The sequence below is a fragment of the Streptomyces sp. NPDC093568 genome, assembly GCF_044764945.1.
In the GTDB taxonomy this organism is placed as follows: Bacteria; Actinomycetota; Actinomycetes; order Streptomycetales; family Streptomycetaceae; genus Streptomyces.
Genome location: NZ_JBIWJD010000019.1, coordinates 63,580 through 81,381 on the forward strand (window position 1 = coordinate 63,580; position 17,802 = coordinate 81,381).

At 72.7% G+C, this 17,802-nt stretch carries 14 protein-coding genes; 6 read left to right on the forward strand and 8 right to left on the reverse strand.

The features are described 5' to 3' along the window. Positions 1–120: 120 nt before the first annotated feature. The 3 genes from ACIRD7_RS40000 to ACIRD7_RS40010 are packed head-to-tail and all read left to right on the forward strand — an operon-like array spanning position 121 to position 2,412. Positions 121–822: a flavodoxin family protein gene (locus ACIRD7_RS40000; RefSeq protein WP_403460978.1), complete on the forward strand. Its 702-nt coding sequence runs from the start codon at positions 121–123 to the stop codon at positions 820–822. A gap of 22 nt (positions 823–844) precedes the next feature. Beyond that, positions 845–1,843 carry a hypothetical protein gene (locus ACIRD7_RS40005; protein ID WP_403460979.1) on the forward strand — a complete coding sequence of 333 codons (999 nt, stop codon included), beginning with the start codon at positions 845–847 and terminating at the stop codon, positions 1,841–1,843. Between the two features lie 59 nt (positions 1,844–1,902). After that, positions 1,903–2,412: a DM13 domain-containing protein gene (locus ACIRD7_RS40010; protein ID WP_403460980.1), complete on the forward strand. Its 510-nt coding sequence runs from the start codon at positions 1,903–1,905 to the stop codon at positions 2,410–2,412. Between the two features lie 61 nt (positions 2,413–2,473). On the opposite strand, the gene ACIRD7_RS40015 is transcribed toward ACIRD7_RS40010, so the two are convergent. The 6 genes from ACIRD7_RS40015 to ACIRD7_RS40040 all read right to left on the reverse strand — a co-directional run bounded on the left by ACIRD7_RS40015 (position 2,474) and on the right by ACIRD7_RS40040 (position 8,720). Next, positions 2,474–3,856 (reverse strand): hypothetical protein, encoded by a 1,383-nt coding sequence (locus ACIRD7_RS40015; protein ID WP_403460981.1) that lies wholly within the window; start codon positions 3,854–3,856, stop codon positions 2,474–2,476. Then, positions 3,849–5,483 carry an NAD(P)/FAD-dependent oxidoreductase gene (locus tag ACIRD7_RS40020; protein ID WP_403460982.1) on the reverse strand — a complete coding sequence of 545 codons (1,635 nt, stop codon included), beginning with the start codon at positions 5,481–5,483 and terminating at the stop codon, positions 3,849–3,851. Before ACIRD7_RS40020 ends, ACIRD7_RS40015 begins: the two co-directional genes overlap by 8 nt. Positions 5,484–5,531: 48 nt before the next feature. Beyond that, positions 5,532–5,762, reverse strand: a complete 231-nt coding sequence (locus tag ACIRD7_RS40025; protein ID WP_403460984.1) for an anti-sigma factor family protein — start codon at positions 5,760–5,762, stop codon at positions 5,532–5,534. After that, a complete protein-coding gene (locus ACIRD7_RS40030; protein WP_403460985.1) occupies positions 5,759–6,430 on the reverse strand; it encodes an RNA polymerase sigma factor in 672 nt (223 codons plus the stop codon). Before ACIRD7_RS40030 ends, ACIRD7_RS40025 begins: the two co-directional genes overlap by 4 nt. 135 nt (positions 6,431–6,565) lie before the next feature. After that, positions 6,566–6,796: an anti-sigma factor family protein gene (locus tag ACIRD7_RS40035; RefSeq protein WP_403460986.1), complete on the reverse strand. Its 231-nt coding sequence runs from the start codon at positions 6,794–6,796 to the stop codon at positions 6,566–6,568. Between the two features lie 10 nt (positions 6,797–6,806). Then, entirely contained in the window at positions 6,807–8,720 is a 1,914-nt protein-coding gene (locus ACIRD7_RS40040; RefSeq protein ID WP_403460987.1) for an NAD-binding protein, read from the reverse strand. Between the two features lie 182 nt (positions 8,721–8,902). On the opposite strand from ACIRD7_RS40040, the gene ACIRD7_RS40045 reads away from it, so the two are divergent. The 3 genes from ACIRD7_RS40045 to ACIRD7_RS40055 all read left to right on the forward strand — a co-directional run bounded on the left by ACIRD7_RS40045 (position 8,903) and on the right by ACIRD7_RS40055 (position 11,922). Beyond that, entirely contained in the window at positions 8,903–9,913 is a 1,011-nt protein-coding gene (locus ACIRD7_RS40045) for a permease (RefSeq protein ID WP_403460988.1), read from the forward strand. Further along, positions 9,910–10,629 (forward strand): TIGR03943 family putative permease subunit, encoded by a 720-nt coding sequence (locus ACIRD7_RS40050; protein ID WP_403460994.1) that lies wholly within the window; start codon positions 9,910–9,912, stop codon positions 10,627–10,629. Before ACIRD7_RS40045 ends, ACIRD7_RS40050 begins: the two co-directional genes overlap by 4 nt. A 78-nt stretch (positions 10,630–10,707) precedes the next feature. Continuing rightward, positions 10,708–11,922, forward strand: coding sequence for an amidohydrolase family protein (locus tag ACIRD7_RS40055; RefSeq protein WP_403460989.1), 1,215 nt, complete (start codon positions 10,708–10,710; stop codon positions 11,920–11,922). Positions 11,923–12,148: 226 nt separating this feature from the next. Here the strand turns inward: ACIRD7_RS40055 and ACIRD7_RS40060 are convergent, their stop codons facing one another. Further along, positions 12,149–12,913: a glycosyltransferase family 2 protein gene (locus ACIRD7_RS40060; protein ID WP_403460990.1), complete on the reverse strand. Its 765-nt coding sequence runs from the start codon at positions 12,911–12,913 to the stop codon at positions 12,149–12,151. Positions 12,914–13,161: 248 nt separating this feature from the next. Continuing rightward, positions 13,162–17,178, reverse strand: coding sequence for an NACHT and WD repeat domain-containing protein (locus ACIRD7_RS40065; protein ID WP_403460991.1), 4,017 nt, complete (start codon positions 17,176–17,178; stop codon positions 13,162–13,164). Positions 17,179–17,802 lie beyond the last annotated feature (624 nt).

Genomic DNA, 17,802 nt, shown 5'->3' on the forward strand with positions numbered 1-17,802 from the left:
CGCGAAGGGCTGAGCCTTTCGACGTCGGCCCGCGCCGGGACCCCGAGTCCCGCGCGGGCCGACCGTCTTTCACCTCCAGATCGGCTTGTAACGTTCGGCGCGCATCCGGCACTGAAGGGCATGAGCCATGACGACCTGCGTGCACTGTTCGTCAACTGCACGCTGAAGAAGAGCCCGGAGCGCAGCCACACCCAGGGCCTGATCGACCTCAGCTCGCGGATCATGGAGAAGCAGGGCGTCCAGGTCGAGCACCTGCGGCCGATCGACCATGACATCGCCACCGGGGTGTGGCCCGACATGACCGAGCACGGCTGGGATCGCGACGCGTGGCCGGCGATCTACCAGCAGGTGATGGCGGCCGACATCCTCGTCCTCGCGGGGCCCATCTGGCTGGGCGACAACAGCTCGGTCGCCAAGCTGGTCATCGAGCGGCTCTACGCCTGCTCGGGCCTGCTCAACGACGCCGGACAGTACGCCTACTACGGACGCGTGGGCGGCTGCCTGATCACCGGCAACGAGGACGGCGCCAAGCACTGCGCGATGAACGTCCTCTACAGCCTGCAGCACCTCGGGTACACCATCCCGCCGCAGGCGGACGCGGGCTGGATCGGAGAGGCCGGGCCGGGTCCCTCCTATCTCGATCCCGGCTCGGGCGGCCCCGCCAACGACTTCACCAACAGGAACACCACGTTCATGACGTGGAACCTGCTGCATCTGGCACGGCTGCTCAAGGACGCCGGCGGCATCCCGGCGCACGGGAACCAGCGGTCGGAGTGGGACGCGGGGTGCCGGTTCGACTTCGAGAACCCGGAATATCGCTGAATCCGTGACGAAGGGCTCAAAAGTGACCACCGCGCAGAACATCGAGCAGACCACCGTGCAGAACACCGACAAGACCACCCACAAGACCACTGAGGTGACCGCCGAGATGACCGTCGAGCAGACCGCGGAGCACGTGCCCACCTGCGCCTACCCGGGCTGTACCAATCCGCCGGAGCCCGCCTCCCCGGGCGCCCAGGGGCACGCGCCCCGCTATTGCGGGCACCCCGAGCACAACGCGCTCGGCGCGTTCAGGAAGTTCCGCGCCAAGCGGCAGCAGCGCAAGGAGGAGAGGCGCGTGGCGGCCGAGGCCAAGAAGGCGGCCAAGGAGGACGCGAAGGAGACTCAGGCGGGCGCCGAGCAGCACTGGCCGTTCGCCTCGGAGCCGGCCGGGCAGAACCCCGGCGCCGAAGCAGTGGGGCATGAGCACGGGCGGACCGCCGCCCCCGTCGCCTCCGAGCCCGCGGCGGCAGCGGCGCACACCGCAATGGCGGAGACGGCCGAGCTGCTGGAGATGGCCGAGATGGCGGCAGCGCCCATGGTCGACGGTGACCGTGCCGCCCAGTCACGCGACGCCCTCGTCGCGCTCATCAAGCAGCTCGCCACCGATCTGCCCTCCTACATAGAGGAGTTGGCGATCATCACCGACTCCGCGGCGGCCGAGGCACGGATCGAGACGGTCACCCGTGCCGCCGCTCAGCGCATCCTGGCCGCCGAGGAGCGTGCCACGCTCGCCGAGGAGGCCGCCGACATGGCCGTCGCCGCGCTGGACGCCGCGCAGCAGAAGTTCGCCGAGGAGACCGAGACCATCCGCGAGGAGACGTCCCGTCAGGTTGCGGACGCCGTGTTCGTCCGGGCCGAGCTGGAGCGCTACCGCGAGCGGGTCGGCATGCTCGAGGTCCGGCTCGACGCCGTCCGCGACGAGACCGACGAACTGCGCCGCGCGAGGGCCGCGCACTCCGCCGAGGCCGGGCGGACGCACTCCGCCGAACCCGAGCGGACGAGCCCCGCCGAGAACTGCTGACGCCCCGGCCCGAGGCCGACTCACAGAACTCCCGACCCGTACAGAAACGGAAAACCCTCATGTGCCGAAACAAGCGCCGTCCCGTCCTGTGGATCACCACTGCGGTGGTCGTCGTCGCGGCGGCCGTCGGGCTCTACCTCTTCCAGCCCTGGCGGCTGTTCACCACGAACCGAGTGGACGAGGCGGCGCCGGTGGCCACCGGGCGGCAGGGCGCCGCGGCCGAGCCGCGGGCGACCGGTGGCTTCGTCTCCCACGAGCACGAGACCAGCGGCTCGGTGGAGGTCCACCGGCTGGCGGACGGCAGGGCGACGCTGCGTCTGACGAACCTGCGCACCTCCGACGGCCCGGCCCTGCACGTCTGGCTCAGTGACCAGCCGGTCCGGCAGGACGGCGGCGGCAACCTCGACGACGGCAAGCACGTCGACCTGGGAGACCTCAAGGGCAACGAGGGCAACCAGAACTACGCGATCCCGGCCGGCACCGACCTGGACAAGTTCTCCACGGTGACGATCTGGTGCGAGCGGTTCAGCGTGTCGTTCGGCGCGGCCGAGCTGAAGCAGAGCGCCTGACCGACCAGGGCGCGCGGAAAGCCGTGGAGCGGGTGGTGATGCCACCCGCTCCACGGCTTTCTCATGACACCAGGACCGGGATGAGCAGGGCCACGCAGGTGATCAGGCTCCACAGCGCGGGCGCCCCGCTCAGCGTCTGTTCGTGCCGCGCCGCCGCCCGCGCCCGGCTCGCCTCACTGCGGGTCAGGTGCCAGGGGCCGACCCGTTCCTCCAGCCGCTGGTACACCAGGCCGAGTACGGCGCCGTAGGCGAGGTGCCCGACCAGGGATGGGAAGGAGAGGGCCAGCGCCGCCGCGTTCCACCGGGGTGCCGTGCCGAGCAGCACGGGAAGCAGCGTCAGATTGCCGAGGACCCACCACAGGAAGCCGTAGGACACTCCCCAGCCGATTCCGGAGGCCGGGTCGAAGCTGCGCCGGCGGAAGAGGACCGCGTAACTGACGCCGACGGCCTGGGAGATCAGCAGATGGATGACGAGGCCCACGGCCGCGGACTTCGAGCCGACCAGGTCGGCGACGACCGGCAGGAATCCCACGGCCACCATGACGCCCGTGAAGAGTGCGCCGCCGGCCAGCCCGGCGATGACACCGTGCCAGATCGAGATCACCCGCCCACCGGTGAGGCGTCCCTCCAGCGCGTGCCGTACGTCGTCGGAGAACACGGCCCGCGACAGGCCGCCGAGCCAGCCGCTGAGCAGGGCCGTACCGGCACCGAGCAGCACGTAGGCGGGCAGCGAGCCCACCTGGGTGCGCACCTCGGCCGGTGTCCACTCCAGCCCGTGGCCGGTCAGCAGCGGCGACAGAGTCACCGCGGCCAGCACCCACCACACGAAGCCGAAGGCTGCGCCCCGGATCAGGGCGGGGCCGCCGCCCTCCCCGGGATCCCCGAAGAGGAGCGCGTAGGAGGCGCCCACCAGCGCCCCGACGAGCAGTCCGGTCCAGCCGACGCCCGGCTCCGCACCGTCGGCCGGCCCGCTCCAGCCCAGGCCGAGCACCGCGCCGGTGAACAGCCCGGCCGCCGAGGCGCGCACCAGCGGTCCGGGCCTCGGCCGGCGGGCCCGGCGTGACAGCAGGGCGAGCGCGGCTGCCGTGACCGCGCCGTAGGCCAGGTGGCCGAGCAGGCTGGGGAGCAGCGTCTGCGCCGTCGCCACGTCCCAGGCCACCGGCACGCCCAGCAGGAGCGGCAGCAGCGTCAGCGGCCCGAGGAACCACCAGAGCACGCCGTACGCGAGCCCCCAGAACAGCAGATCGCGCCGGCCTGCCACGAGGGCGCCGAAGAGGCCCCCGATGACGGCCGCGATCAGCAGGTGGACGGCGAAGCCCACGGCGGGCGAGTCGGTCCGCACGATCGCCGCGACGGTGGGCAGGAACCCGATCACCGCCATCACCTGTGCGAAGACCAGTCCTCCCGCGAACCCGGCGAGGGCTCCGAATCCGGCGTCACGCACGACGATCACCCGCCGTGGGGAGAGCGATGTCCCTGGGGAAGACCAGGTCGAGAGTCCAGTCGGCGAGGACGCGCAGCCGTTTCTCCGCACCGGGCAGCTTGCTCAGGTAGACCGAGCGCCACAGGATCCAGGCGAGGAAGCCGGAGACCTGACGCCCGCCGATCTCGCCGGCGGCCGTGCGGTGCCCGAGCGAGACCAGCACGCCGAGTCCGCCGAAGCGGAACGGCACGGGACGACGTCCGCCGATGACCGCGGCGATGTTCCGGGCCGCCGCCCGGCCCTCGCGGATGGCGTGCTGGGCCGTCGGCGGGTGCACCCCGCCCGCCTGGTCGGGGATCCGGGCGCAGTCGCCGAGCGCCCACAGCCCGGGTATACCGGGGACCCGCAGGGTGGGATCCACGACGAGCGGATCCTGCGTGACCTGCCGCACCAGCGGGTTCGGCCGGTTGCCCGCCGTCCAGGCCAGGGTGCGGGTGGGGATGGTCTCGCCGGAGTCGAGCGTGACGTCCTCGGCGGTGGCCTTGCTCACCCGCGCGCCGAGCCGGAACTCGATGCCGCGGCCGCCGAGTTTGCGCTGCGCGTACAGACCGAGCTTCGGCGACAGCTCCGGCAGCAGTCGCTCGCCCGAGTGCACGAGCACGAGCCGGGGCCGTAGCCCGTGCAACCGCGGATAGAAGTGGAGCACGTCGTGCACCAGGTCGAACAGTTCGGCCACCAGTTCCGTCCCGGCGAATCCACCGCCCGCCACCACGAACGTCAGCAGCCTGGCCTGCTCGGCCGGGTCCGGTTCCAGGTCGGCCCGCTCCAGCGCGCCCAGCACCTGGTCGCGCAGCCTGGTGGCGTCGGCCACGGACTTCACCGGGAAGGCGTGCTCACCGACGCCCGGCAGGTCGAAGAAGTGCGGCACCCCGCCGACCGCCAGGACCAGTTGGTCGTACGGCACGCGCAGTGTCCCGTCCTTGCCGGCGCAGACGTACGCGTCGCGCGTGCGCGTGTCGATCGACACCACCCGCCCGTGCAGGAAGGAGGCATGGTCGAGCCCGGCCCGCACCGGGGCGCTCACATGCCTGGCCTCCACGGTGCTGGAGGCGACGCCGACCAGCAGCGGGGTGAACAGCAGGGAGTTCGAGTCGCTGATCAGCGTCACATGGGCGTCGAGCCCGCGGCCGACCAGCCGGTCCAGTTCACGGGTGGCCCCCACTCCGCCGAAACCGCCGCCGACGATCACGACATGGGGTTTGGTCCGTCGCGGCGCCGGCTTGGGCGGGAGCCAGGTGTTCAGGGCATGCAGGACGAGTCCGGCAGGCGCACCGGACAGGGCGGCGCCGACGAGTTCGGGGAAGCGGGAGACGGCCACCGCGATCGTCCAGGAGGGCTGGTCCCCGTGCAGCAGGGGAACGAGGGTGAGTGTCCAGGTCACCCAGTCCAGCAGGCCGACGAGCAGACCGACGCAGAACGCCGAGCCGTTGCTCTGCCGGTGCCCGCCGAAGAGGAGACCGAGCACGGCACCCAGCACCAGCGTGTGCGCGGCCCAGGGGAGCAGGGGCGGTTTCGTGACGGCCGCGACGATCGCGCCCCCGGGTAGTCCGGCGACCGCGCCGAACAGGAGTCTTCTGAGCAAAGTCATGCACGTTCAGAGCGGGCGCACCGCACGAGCGTTACAAGTCCCCGCGGCCTACTGCCGCTTCCAGTCCCGGAACGCGCCGAGCAGCTGATCCCTGGCGTCCGCCGAGATGCCGTCCGGGGTCAGTTCGCCCGCGGTGGCGATCGTCCGGCGGAACTGGTCGAGATAGGTCTCGCACCCGGAACACTCCGCCAGGTGCTCGATGAAGCGCCGCTCGTCGTCCTCGGGCAGCGCGCCGTCGAGGAACTCGGTCACCAGCTCCACGAACTCGTTGCAGTTCACGCCCGTCCCCTTTCGCCCGCGACGTCATGGGCACCGGACAAGTAGTCCTCCAGTTTACGGCGCAACAACGCCCTGGCCCGATGGAGGAGGACACGTTGGTTCCCGGGCGAGATCTCCAGCAGGGAGCACACTTCCTCCGAGCCGTACCCGGCGACGTCGCGCAGGGTGATCACCGTGCGCAGGCGGGGCGGCAGCTCGTCGAGGGCCTCCGCGATCACCTCGCGGACCTCGCCGCGCAGCACGTGGTCCTCGGGAATGTGCCAGGGACGCGGTTCCTGCCCGACGGCCCAGTGCCCGGCGTACCGCTCGCCGGGGCCGCGGAACCGTTCGGCCTCCACCGTCGGCCCCTCCTCCTCGGGCAGCAGGCTGGCGAAGGGGACGGTCCTGCTCTCCTTGGTGCCGCGCGCCTTGGCCGTGTTGACCAGGATCCGGTACACCCACGTCTTCAGGGACGAACGGCCCTCGAAGTCGCCGATCCCCCGGATGACCGCGAGCCAGGTGTCCTGGACCGCCTCCTGCGCGGAGTCCTTGGTCGACACGAAGGACATGGCCAGCCGGAGCATGCCACCCGACCAGGTGTCCAGCACGAGGGCGAACGTCTCCTCGTCGCCGTCCCGCAGCCGCTGGACCAGGACCTCGTCCGGGGGCAGTGCACGTGTGCCCGCCATGCGCCTCTCTCTCCTCGTGGACTGTCGATCGGGGGTCAGCCTAGGCCAGCCCGGTGGGTGCGAGCGGAGGGCGGTGCGTTTGTTCATGTCCCGGTAAGGACCGTCACGGCCGGGGGCTTTGCGCCGACGGGGCGGTCAGTCGCGAGGCAAGGCACGGAACGCGCCCCGCAGTCGGTCCCGCGTCTCGGTGGACAGCCGCGGGGCGGGCAGCTCGCCCAGGATCGCGGTGGTCTGCCGGAACTGGTCGAGACAGGTCTCGCAGCTGTCGCACTCCGCCAGATGCACGAGGCAGCGCACCTCGGCCGACTCGTGCAGGGCGCCGTCGAGAAAGACGGTCACCAGCCCGACGAACTCCTCGCAGTTCACGGTGGGAAGACTACGCCCCGGCCCGCTCCCGCGACCGCCGCCCCAGCAGTTCGGCCAGTCCCCGGCGCGTGGCGGCCAGGACGACGCGGTCCTCCTTCTGCAGGACGTAGCCGTCGGGGAGCTCCCACACCCACCCGGACGTTCCGTCGCCGGAGCGGGTGTCCTCGTAGGACTCCTCCGCCGCCGGTTCCTCCCGGCGTCCCTCCCGCGGGGTCCGGTCCAGGGCCAGCACCCGCCAGGAACCGGCCCGGAAGGCCGCGCCGACCGTCTTGTCCTCAAGCTGTGGATGACCGCCCACGTCCACCGCGGCGAACAGCAGCACCCGCCGCTCGACGGGGATCGCGCCCAGGATCTGCCGGCCCATCATCGCCCCGGCGAACGCGGGCGCGGCCAGATGCGTCACGCTCCGGCTGCGGGTGGAGGCCTGCGGGTGCGCGGCGCGCAGGGTGCGGTAGACGGCGGTGGCGAAGTCGTCGTCGTACAGACGCAGGACCACGCGCAGGTCGGGGCGTACGGAGCGGGCGTACAGGGCGGCTTCGAGGTTCGTCGTGTCCGCGCTGGTCACCGCGAGGAGGGCGTGCGAGCGGTGGATCTTCGCGGCCTCCAGGACGCCTTCCTGGGTGACGTCCCCGAGCACCACCGGCACCCGCAGCCGCCGCGCCGTCGCGAGGCCGCGCGCCTCGGGGTCGGCCTCGACGCAGACCACGGGGATGTGCAGTTCGCGCAGCCGGGTCAGCACCCGGGTGCCGATCTTGCCCAGCCCGAGCAGCACCACATGACCCCCCATCCCGCGCGGCGGTTTGCGCAGCCCGGACGCCGAGCGGAAGGTGCCCAGCGCCTCCAGCACCGCGGCCAGCAGCACCGGCAGGAGCAGCAGACCGGTCAGCCCCGCGAGCAGCTGGAGGATCTGGCGGGCCAGGGGCTGGTGGAGCGCGGGATCGTTGATGGCGAAGAGGTCGAGGAGGGTCATGTACGTCGCGTAGAGCGGGTGTTCACCGGTCACCACCGTCAGCGCCACGGCCAGCGCCGCCACACATCCCACCAGTCCCGCCAGCGACCACCTCAGCCGCCGGGAGAACAGCGAGCCGAACGACGGCACGATGCCGCGCCCGCCCGACGGCATCGACGTACCCGCGTACGACACCTGCTCCAGGACGACCGTGCCCCGGCCGCCCGCCGCCCGCACGGCCGCCGCGTCCGGCAGCAGCAGCGGACCCTGATCCCCGCTCTCCGAACCGCCGTCCGCACCCGGGTCGTTGCCGTTCGCGGACAGCAGGGCCAGCGTGACCAGCCCGGCGGGCGGCGTCTGCCCCGGCCGCAGCGGCGCCCGCTCCACCGCGCGCAGCAACAGGCCGTCCGTCTGTACGACCTTGGTGGTACCGGCGACCGCGGCGGCGGCCAGCGCGGGGGCCGCCGTGTCGGCGTCGGACAGGACGGTCGTGGAGGTGTCGAGGCCGGCGTCGTCCACGCCCGTCGCCAACGCGGCCGCCTGGTCGAGGAGTTCCTCGATGTGCTGGCCCAACCGGCGGTTGTACAGGCGCAGCACGAGCCGCAGCCGGGGGTTGAGGCGGCGCGCGGTGAGCGCGGCGCGGATGTTGGTCTCGTCGTCGTCATAGACGAGGGCGAGGGCGTCGGCGCGCTCCACGCCCGCCTCGGCGAGCTTGGTCTCACTGGCCTCGGCGGCCTCCACCACCCGTACGCTGCCCGCCGGTTCGGTGGCGCCGCCCGTGGCGCCCGCCCGGCCGACGGCCGCGTTCACCACCCGGTCCAGCAGCGCCGCCGACGCGGCCCGGGCCCGGCCCACGACCGGCGGGAGCACCGTGCGCTGGGACGGTGGCACGACGAGCGTGACCTGTTCGCCGTAGACCCCGCGCAACTCGGCGGCCAGCCGGTGCGCGAGCCCGTCGTCGCCGCACACGACCATGTGCGCGGTCGTGTCACTCCCTAAGTTCTGATTCGGAACGCTCGCCACGAGGGGAAAGAGTGCCTCATCGGGACGGGTGGTTCCAGATGGGGCCGGCGCGCGGTTGAACGCCGGTGCCCCCGCCGCCGTACTGGAGGGGAGGGAAACCAGCGCCCTTCCGCACCACCGGAGGTACCTCGCCCGTGGCGATCACCAAAGCGGCACCGCAGCGCCGGACGCCGGGGGAGGAGGCCGGACCGGAGGGCCGGCACGTCAACTCGCCCCTGCTCCTGACCGTCCTCATGCTCGCGCTGGTGCTGCTCCAGAGCCCGATCCGCCGCGCCCTGGCCGCGCCGGTGATGCAGAGCTGGACGACGGTGTTCGTCGCCGTGATGGTGCAGGCGCTGCCCTTCCTGGTGCTGGGCGTGCTGCTCTCGGCGGCGATCGCGGTGTTCGTGCCGCCGTCCTTCTTCGCCCGCGCCCTGCCCAGCCGTCCCGCCCTCGCCGTCCCGGTCGCCGGGGCGGCGGGCGCGGTGCTGCCCGGGTGCGAGTGCGCGTCCGTGCCGGTGGCCGGGGCGCTGGTCCGGCGGGGTGTCACCCCGGCCGCCGCGCTGGCGTTCCTGCTCTCCGCGCCCGCGATCAACCCGATCGTGCTGACGGCGACGGCCGTGGCCTTCCCCGGCGACCCGGAGATGGTCCTGGCCCGCCTGGTCGCGAGCCTGCTGGTGGCCTGCGCGATGGGCTGGCTGTGGCTGCGCCTGGGCCGCACCGACTGGCTGAAGCCGCCGGCCCGTCCGTCCCACGACGGCCAGAGCAGGGGCGAGGCCTTCTGGGGCTCCGTCCGGCACGACGTGATGCACGCCGGCGGCTTCCTGGTCGTCGGCGCGATGGCGGCGGCGACGCTCAAGGCGGTGGCCCCGGAGAGCTGGCTGCGCGCGGCGGCCGACAATCCGGTGCTGTCGGTCCTCGCCCTCGCGATCCTCGCCGTGGTGCTGTCGATCTGCTCGGAGGCGGACGCGTTCGTGGCGGCGTCGCTGTCGCAGTTCTCGCTCACGGCACGGCTGACCTTCCTCGTCGTGGGCCCGATGATCGACCTCAAGCTCTTCGCGATGCAGGCGGGCACCTTCGGCCGCGCCTTCGCCCTGCGCTTCGCCCCGGCCACCTTCGCGCTGGCCGTGCTCGCATCGGTGCTGACCGGATGGGTGATCCTGTGAACCGCCAGGCCCAGTCGGCCGTCCTGTTCCTGCTCGGCGCCTCCCTGCTGCACGCGGGCGGCACCGACCTCTACCTGCGGTACGTCAAGCAGGGCCTGCGCCCGCTGGTGCTGGCGGCCGGGGCGGTACTGATCGCGGCGGCGGTGGCGACGGTCTGGTACGAGCGGGGGCGCGCCCGGCGTCGGAAGCGGACCGATGAGCACGCCCACCCCGAACCCCGGGTCGCCTGGCTCCTCGTCCTCCCCCTCCTCGCCCTGATCCTGGTCGCCCCGCCCGCCCTCGGCTCCTACAGCGCGACCCGCACCGGCACGGCCCTCCAGGAGCCCCTCGCCTACCCAGGCCTCCCGGCCGCCGACCCCCTGCCGCTGAGCGTGGTCGACTACGCGGGCCGTGCCGTCTACGACCACGGCCGCACCCTGCGCGGCCGCCATGTCCGGCTCACCGGCTTCCTCGCCCTCGACCGCGACGGCACCCCCTACCTCGTCCGCATGACCCTCAACTGCTGCGCCGCCGACGCCCAGCCGGTCAAGGTCGCCCTGACCGGCCAGGTCCCACCGGTCCTCCAGCCGGACACCTGGCTCCAGGTCACCGGCACCTACACCCCGCGCCGCACCGAGGACCCGGTCAACGGTGGCCCGATCCCGTTCATCGAGGTCACGGAGGCGAGGCCGGTGGCGGAGCCGGTGGATCCGTATGACGAGAGCTGGAACGGCTGACGCGCGCTGTCTCTTGCCGCTCCCCGGGGCGCCCCCTACGCTGAAATCTGATGGACCGTCAGATTTGGGAGGCATGGCGTGGCCAGTACCGAGAGCGGCACGAAGGACCTGCCCAAGGTCATCAGCGTGGACGATCACGTGATCGAGCCCGCGCACCTCTTCGAGACCTGGCTCCCGGTCAAGTACCGGGACCGGGGCCCCAAACCCCTCACCGCCGGGATCGGTGAGCTGGAGTACGTCGGGGGGAAGTACCGCTTCACCACGGACCCCGAGGGCCAGATCACCGACTGGTGGGAGTACGAGGGCCAGCTCTTCCCGTACAAGCGCATCATCGCGGCCGTCGGCTTCTCCCGGGACGAGATGACGCTCGACGGCATCACGCGTGAACAGATGCGGCGCGGCTGCTGGGATCCGAAGGCCCGGCTGGCGGACATGGACATCAACCATGTCGAAGCCTCGCTCTGCTTCCCGACCTTCCCGCGCTTCTGCGGGCAGACCTTCGCCGAGGCCAAGGACAAGGAGGTCGGGCTGGCCTGTGTGCGGGCCTACAACGACTGGATGGTCGAGGAGTGGTGCGGCGACAGCGCCGGCCGGCTGATCCCGCTGTGCCTGATCCCGCTGTGGGACATCGACCTCGCGGTCGCGGAGATCCACCGGAACGCGGCGCGCGGGGTGCGTGCGGTGACGTTCAGCGAGATCCCGACCTATCTGGGGCTGCCGTCCATCCACTCCGGCTACTGGGACCCGTTCTTCGCGGCCTGCGAGGAGACCGGCACGGTCGTCAACATGCACATCGGGTCGTCCTCCCAGATGCCGGCCGCCTCTCCCGACGCCCCACCCGCGGTCCAGGCGTCCCTGTCCTTCAACAACGCCATGGCGTCGATGATGGACTTCCTCTTCTCCGGGGTCCTGGTGAAGTACCCCCGCCTCAAACTGGCGTACAGCGAGGGCCAGATGGGCTGGATCCCGTACGCCCTGGAGCGCGCCGACGACGTCTGGGAGGAGCACCGGGCCTGGGGCGGCGTGAAGGACCTGATCCCGGAGCCGCCGTCGACGTACTACTACCGGCAGATCTTCTGCTGCTTCTTCCGCGACAAGCACGGCATCGAGGCCATCGAGACGGTCGGCGTCGACAACGCGACCTTCGAGACGGACTATCCGCACGTCGACTCGACCTGGCCGGAGACGAAGCGGGTGGCCGAGGAGCATGTCGGCGGTCTCTCCGACGAGATCGCCTACAAGCTGCTGCGCGGCAACGCGATCCGAATGCTCGACCTCCCCTTCGACCGCTAGGCCTACGCCCTCAACCGGTCGGGGCGAGGTGTGCCGGCCGGCTCTCCTGCGTGCGGTTGAGGAGGTCGGCCTTGGCTCATGGGGTCGAGGGTGGCGGGCAGCGCCAGCCGAGGGTGCCGAGGGGTCGGGCTCTGGCCGCGACAGCGGCCATGCGGGCTGTCGCTCCGCCGGGGGCGGGGTGTGCCGGCCGGCTCTCCTGCGTGCGGTTGGGGAGGTCGGTCTCGGCTCATGGGGTCGAGGGTGGCGGGGAGCGCCAGCCGAGGGTGCCCAGGGCCCGGGCTCTGGCCGCGACCACGGCCATGCGGGCCTGTCGTTCCGCCGGGTCGACGTGTGCCGGCTGGCCGGTCGCCTGGCCGTCCCACTTGCGGTACAGGAGGCCGGCCTCGGCCGAGAACCAGCCTCGGCTCACCGAGTTGAGGGCGAGCAGCAGGCCGGTGTCCTCCGAGGCGGGGAGTGCCATCCAGCCGCCGAGCGCGAGGAGGAGGTCCCGGCGGACGCACAGGGTCGCCGGATGGACCGGGGCGCGGAAGTCGTTCGCCTGCCAGAAGTCGAGCACGGCGCCCGGCTCGACCGGCCCCTCGTCGGGATCGCCGGGGAAACCGGCCGTCGTGCCGTCCGGCAGCAGGTCCAGGACCCGGGAGGTCGTCCAGCCGAGGGTGCGGTCGGCCTCCAGGGCGGCGAGGTCGCGGGCCAGCGCCCCCGGGGTGAGCTGGTCGTCGGCGTCGAGGATCTTCACGTACTCGCCCTCGGCGTGCGCCAGCGCGAAGGTGCGGGCCACTCCCGGGCCCCCGGGGCGGCCCTGACGGAAGGTCACCCGGGTGTCGTCGGGGACGTAGGGGCGCACCTCGTCCGTGCGGCCGTCCTCCTGGATCACCCAGTGCCACTCCCAGCCCGGCGGCAACTCCTGTGCGCGCAGTGACGTGTGGGCGGCCGGCAGGAAGTGCGCCGAGGGGCCGTGGACCGCGGTGACGACGATGACGCGCCGGGACACGAGGGCGTTCACCACCTTTGTGGGAGGTGCGCCTGTCGCGCACAGGGGCGGACACGAGAAAACCCGATCGCTGGCGACGGGGGATGCACCAGCGATCGGGCTGGGGCCAACAGTAACAAGGCTGCCTGCCTCACGGGAGCCGCCTCATCGGCTGTGAGGACGCGTTGTGATCGGGATCACGGAAACCGCTGTCCGATGCCCCCTCGGCATGCCACCTCCGTCCATGCCCCGTCACTGAGCGCACGGACTCACCCCGAGCACGGCGGTTCGTACGACAGCCGCGGCAGGTACTCGTCCCACCGCTCCCGGGTGAGCACGCCCCGGGTGGTCGAGCAGACCCGGTCGATCGCCTGGCCCACGTTCAGGTTCCACAGCCGCACGGTGTCCGTGCCGCTGGAGACGCCGAGCATGTGGCTGGCGGGGCTGAACGACAGGAAGTTGCCCGTCTTGGAGTTGGGGCTCATCGCCTGGCCGATCGCGGAGGCGTCGGCGGGGTCGGAGACGTTCCACAGCCGGACCGAGTTGTCGTTGCCGCCGCTGGCCAGATAGCGCCCGCCCTTGCTGAACGTCAGGGACACGACCGCCTCGGTGTGGCCGGTGAGGGGGGAGCCCTGCGCGCTCGCCTCGCGCGGGTCGGTGACGTCCCAGAGCCGTACGGTGTCGTCGTCGCTGCCGCTGGCCAGCGTATGGCCGTCCGGGCCGAACGCGAGCGCGTTGACGGGGCCGGTGTGGCCGGTGAGCGTGACCAGCGCCGTCGGCCGGTCGGGCGACGTCACGTTCCACAGCCGGATCGTGTCGTCCGCGCTGCCGCTGGCGAGCGTACGGCCGTCCGGGCTGAAGGCAAGGGAGTTGACGTAGCCGGTGTGGCCCTTGATCGGCCCGCTGAGCGGAACGACCCGGGAGGGGTCGCTGACGTCCCACAGCTGGATGGTGCGGTCGTCGTAGGGGGTGGCCAGGATGCGCCCGTCGGGGCTGTAGGCCAGTGAGCCCGGGCCCGCGAAGCGGGTGCGCAGAGTGAGGCGCGGCCCGGCCGGGACCGGGTGGTCCGGGTCGGAGACGTCCCACAGGTACAGCGCGTTGTACTGGGTCCGTACGGCGAGGGTGCGGCCGTCGGGGGAGAACCTCATCACCCGCTGGTAGCCGTCCGCGGGCATGAACGGGGTGCCCAGGGACACGGGCCGCCCCGGAGCCGACACGTTCCACAGCCGGATCCTGCCGTCGCGCGCCGCCGTCGCGAGGACCTTCCCGTCCGACCTGAACGCTCCGCTGCGGCCGGGCATGTCCGCCGTCGGGATCGACCACAGCCGGACCTTGCTGTCCCCGCTTCCGGTGGCGAGCGTCCGGCCGTCGGGGCTGAAGCCCAGCGCGTACATCTCCCCGCTGGCGCCCGCGAGGGGCTCGCCGACCTGGGAGGGATACGCCGGCTCGCTGACGTTCCACAGGCTCGCGGTGCTGTCCGCGCTGGCGGCGGCGAGCATGGTGCCGGCGGCATTGAAGGCCACCGACCAGATCGGGCCGGTGTGGCCGGTGAGCGGTGCGCCGAGCTGGTGGCCGTGGCGCGGGTCGCTCACGTCCCACAGGCGGATCGTGTCGTCCGCGCTGCCGCTGGCGAGCGTGCGGCTGTCGGGGCTGAAGGCCACGGAGTGCACCAGGTTGGTGTGGCCGGTGAGCGTGGCAAGGGCCGTCGGCCGGTCCGGCTCGGCCATGTCCCACAGCCGGATGGCGTTGTCGTCGCCCCCGGCCGCCAGCGTCTTCCCGTCCGGGCTGAACGCCACCGACCGTACGGCGGCCTTCGCGCCGGTCAGCGTGGCCAGCGCCTTGGGCCGCCCGGGATCGGCCACGTCCCACAGGCGTACGGTGCGGTCCTCGCTGACGGAGGCGAGCGTACGGCCGTCGGGGCTGAAGGCGACCAGGTAGATCGTGCCCTCGTGCCCGGTCAGGGGCGCCCCCGTCGGCCGCGGGCGGCTCGGCGTCGTCACGTCCCACAGGCGGACCGTGCCGTCGTCGGCGGCGGAGGCGAGGGTGCGCCCGTCGGGGCTGAAGACCGCGCTGCTCACCCAGCTCTCGTGCCCGGTCAGCGGCTTGCCCAGGGGCCTGGGCCGGTCCCGGTCGGCGACGTCCCACAGCCGTACGGTCCGGTCGTAGCTGGCGGTGGCCAGGAGCCGGCCGTTCGGACTGAACGTGGTGAGGTAGACGGCGCCGGTGTGCCCGCGCAGGGGCGTGGCGAGCGGCGCGTTCACGATGGAGATCAGCCGGCTGGTGGTGTCCTCGTCGTCCGGGCGCAGCCGGTGCGCCACCAGGTCGAGCTGGGCGGACAGCGAGGGATCGGTGTACTGGAAGCGGTCGGCCTCGGCGAGCACCTGCGCGAACACCGCGTCGTCGCGCTGCTTCCACGCCACCACCGCCGCCCCGACGGCCAGCACCGCCAGCGCGACCAGCGCCGCGACGCCGCTGCGCATGATCCACACCGTGCGCCGGCGCAGCCGTACCGAAGCGGCCAGGAACTCCACCGCGCTGCGGGTGAGGAACGTGTCGCCGGCCGACCGCGCCCAGCCGTGGGCCTGCTCCAGCCGGGAGCCCCGGTACAGCAGCGACGAGTCGCGGTTCGAGCCCTCCCAGGCCCGGCCGTCCTCCTCCAGCCGCTGGCGCAGCAGGTTGCCCTGCCGGTCCTCGTCGATCCAGTCCCGCAGCCGGGGCCAGGCGTGCAGCAGCGCCTCGTGCGTGATCTCCACGGATTCCGCGTCGAGCGTCACCAGCCGGGCGCGCACCAGCGCCTCCAGCGACTCCTCCGTCTTGCCGGGGTCCCTCGACTCCGCCGCCAGCTGCCGCCGTGTGCCGCGCCGCCGGGTGGCCTGGGTGTCCTCGCCGAGCCGGACCAGCCGGAGCAGCAGCAGCCGGGCGGCCGAGCGGGCCGCCGGGTCCAGGCCGGACCAGGCGCGCTCGGCGGTGGCGGCGACCGCGCCCTGGATGCCGCCCGCCGCGCGGTATCCGGCCACCGTCAGCCGGCCCGCCTTGCGCCGCTGCCAGGTGGCGAGCAGCGCGTGCGACAGCAGCGGCAGCGCGCCCGCGTCGTGCGTGCCGCGCTGCCCGTCCGCGCTGACCTCGCGCACGATCAGCTCGGCCAGCCCCGGCTCCAGCTCCAGCCCCACCGCCTTGGCGGGACCGGTCACCGCCTCCCGCAGCTCCGGGGTGGTCAGCGGTCCGAGCACCATGTGCCGGTGCTGGAGGGCGTCGGCGAGCTCCGGGTGCGCCAGGCACTGCTCGTAGAAGTCGGCGCGGATGCCGAGGACGACGAGGGCGGGGGGCGGTTCGCCGGGGCCGGCGGGGGTGCAGGCGGCCTGCAGGAGCCGTACGAAGGTGCGGCTGTCGGCCTCGTCGGCGCAGAGGGTGAAGGTCTCCTCGAACTGGTCCACGATGACGACGGCGGGCGCCGCCGACGTGGCCTCCCGGCGCGCCCACGCGGCGACGGCCTCGCGCGCGGCGCGCACGAAGTCGGCGCCGGGCTCGTCCGCGCCCTCCGGATCCGGCCCGTCCCCCGGCGCTTCGGCGCGGTCCGGCCCCGCCGGGGAGGAGACGACGTCGGCGAGTTCCGGTATACGGCGGGTCAGTTCGGCCAGTGGATCGCTGCCGGGCACGAGCTGGACGACCGTGCCCGGCCCGGCGCCCTCCTCGCCCAGCACACCGCGCCGCAGTGCGGGCGTCAGGCCGGCGTTCAGCAGGGAGGACTTGCCGGCCCCGGAGGCGCCGACGAGCATGACCAGGCCGCCGGTCTTCTCCACCGCGCGCAACTGGGCGATCAGCGCCTCGGTGCTGCGCTCCCGGCCGAAGAACCAGCGGGCGTGCTCCTGCCGGTAGGAGGCCAGTCCCCGGTACGGACACACCCCGCCGGACACCGCGGACTCCTCGACCGGAGTCTGCTCTTCCTCTTCCCCGGCCGTGGCCCGCTCCCACAGGCTTCGCCACTGGCCCAGGTCGTACAGTCCGGCGGAGACGGGGGTGGGGCGCTCGCGGCGCGCCTGGGGGATCAGGACGTGCAGGACGGCCGACAGGGCGGCGAACTGCGCGGGCACGTTCCGGGCCCGGCGCCAGTCGCTGATCCGCTGCGCGGAGACCCGTACGGGCCGCCCCCGCTCGTCGACCCGCTGGAGCCGGACGACCGCCTCGGACACGCTCTTCAGGGGCGGGTTGCCGGCCTCCTTGTAGAGCAACGCGAGCCGTTCCGCGAACGCCGTGCGCGCCGACGAGTCGGAACTCAAAGCCTCCACTCCTTTGCTCAGCCGCACTTGGACATCCGGACCGGAAAACTCACTTTATACGGCTGACCTGCGGCTAAGGGGTCGTCCGGAGACCGGAACCTCCTCCTTGGCACCCTCGGCTGGCAGGATCACGACGCAAGTGCGCGGGCCTCGCGCGTCGCCGAGGCAGGCCACCGGCCCGGAGCTCGAAGACACCACTCATGGCGCCGCAAGTTCTCGGACACCTTTGGCGGAATTCGCGTCCGCGGGAGTTCCGGGCATGTCGCGCCGCCCACCCCGTCCTGCTCGATCCACACCGACCCGCCGGCCCCCCGGGGCCGACCGCGCGTGGATCGACTCCGCCCGCCGTTCGGCACCGGTCCCCACGAGGGGAGGGACCGGTGCCGGACGATGCGGTCGCCGGGGCCGCCCGGCGGAATAGGCCTCCTCGTTTGGATCGGGCCGGCTGTGAGGTGCGGCGCCTTTCAACCGAGCCGAGCGGGGTCTGGTGCGTGCCAGACCCCGCGACGCCGGCATGATCCAAACGGCAGGCCCTAGCTGTATTGATCACGAGCGTTGTTGACAGTCGTCGGGCTTGATCATGGCGAAGACCTCCGGTGTGGTGGAGCTGTCTAGGACTGCACCGCACGGAGG

Coding starts and splice junctions, on each gene's coding strand:
- ACIRD7_RS40010 (WP_403460980.1), top strand. CDS start 1,903: ATGTGCCGAAACAAGCGCCGTCCCGTCCTGTGGATCACCACTGCGGTG.
- ACIRD7_RS40030 (WP_403460985.1), bottom strand. CDS start 6,430: ATGGCGGGCACACGTGCACTGCCCCCGGACGAGGTCCTGGTCCAGCGG.
- ACIRD7_RS40040 (WP_403460987.1), bottom strand. CDS start 8,720: ATGGTCGTGTGCGGCGACGACGGGCTCGCGCACCGGCTGGCCGCCGAG.
- ACIRD7_RS40020 (WP_403460982.1), bottom strand. CDS start 5,483: ATGACTTTGCTCAGAAGACTCCTGTTCGGCGCGGTCGCCGGACTACCC.
- ACIRD7_RS40000 (WP_403460978.1), top strand. CDS start 121: ATGAGCCATGACGACCTGCGTGCACTGTTCGTCAACTGCACGCTGAAG.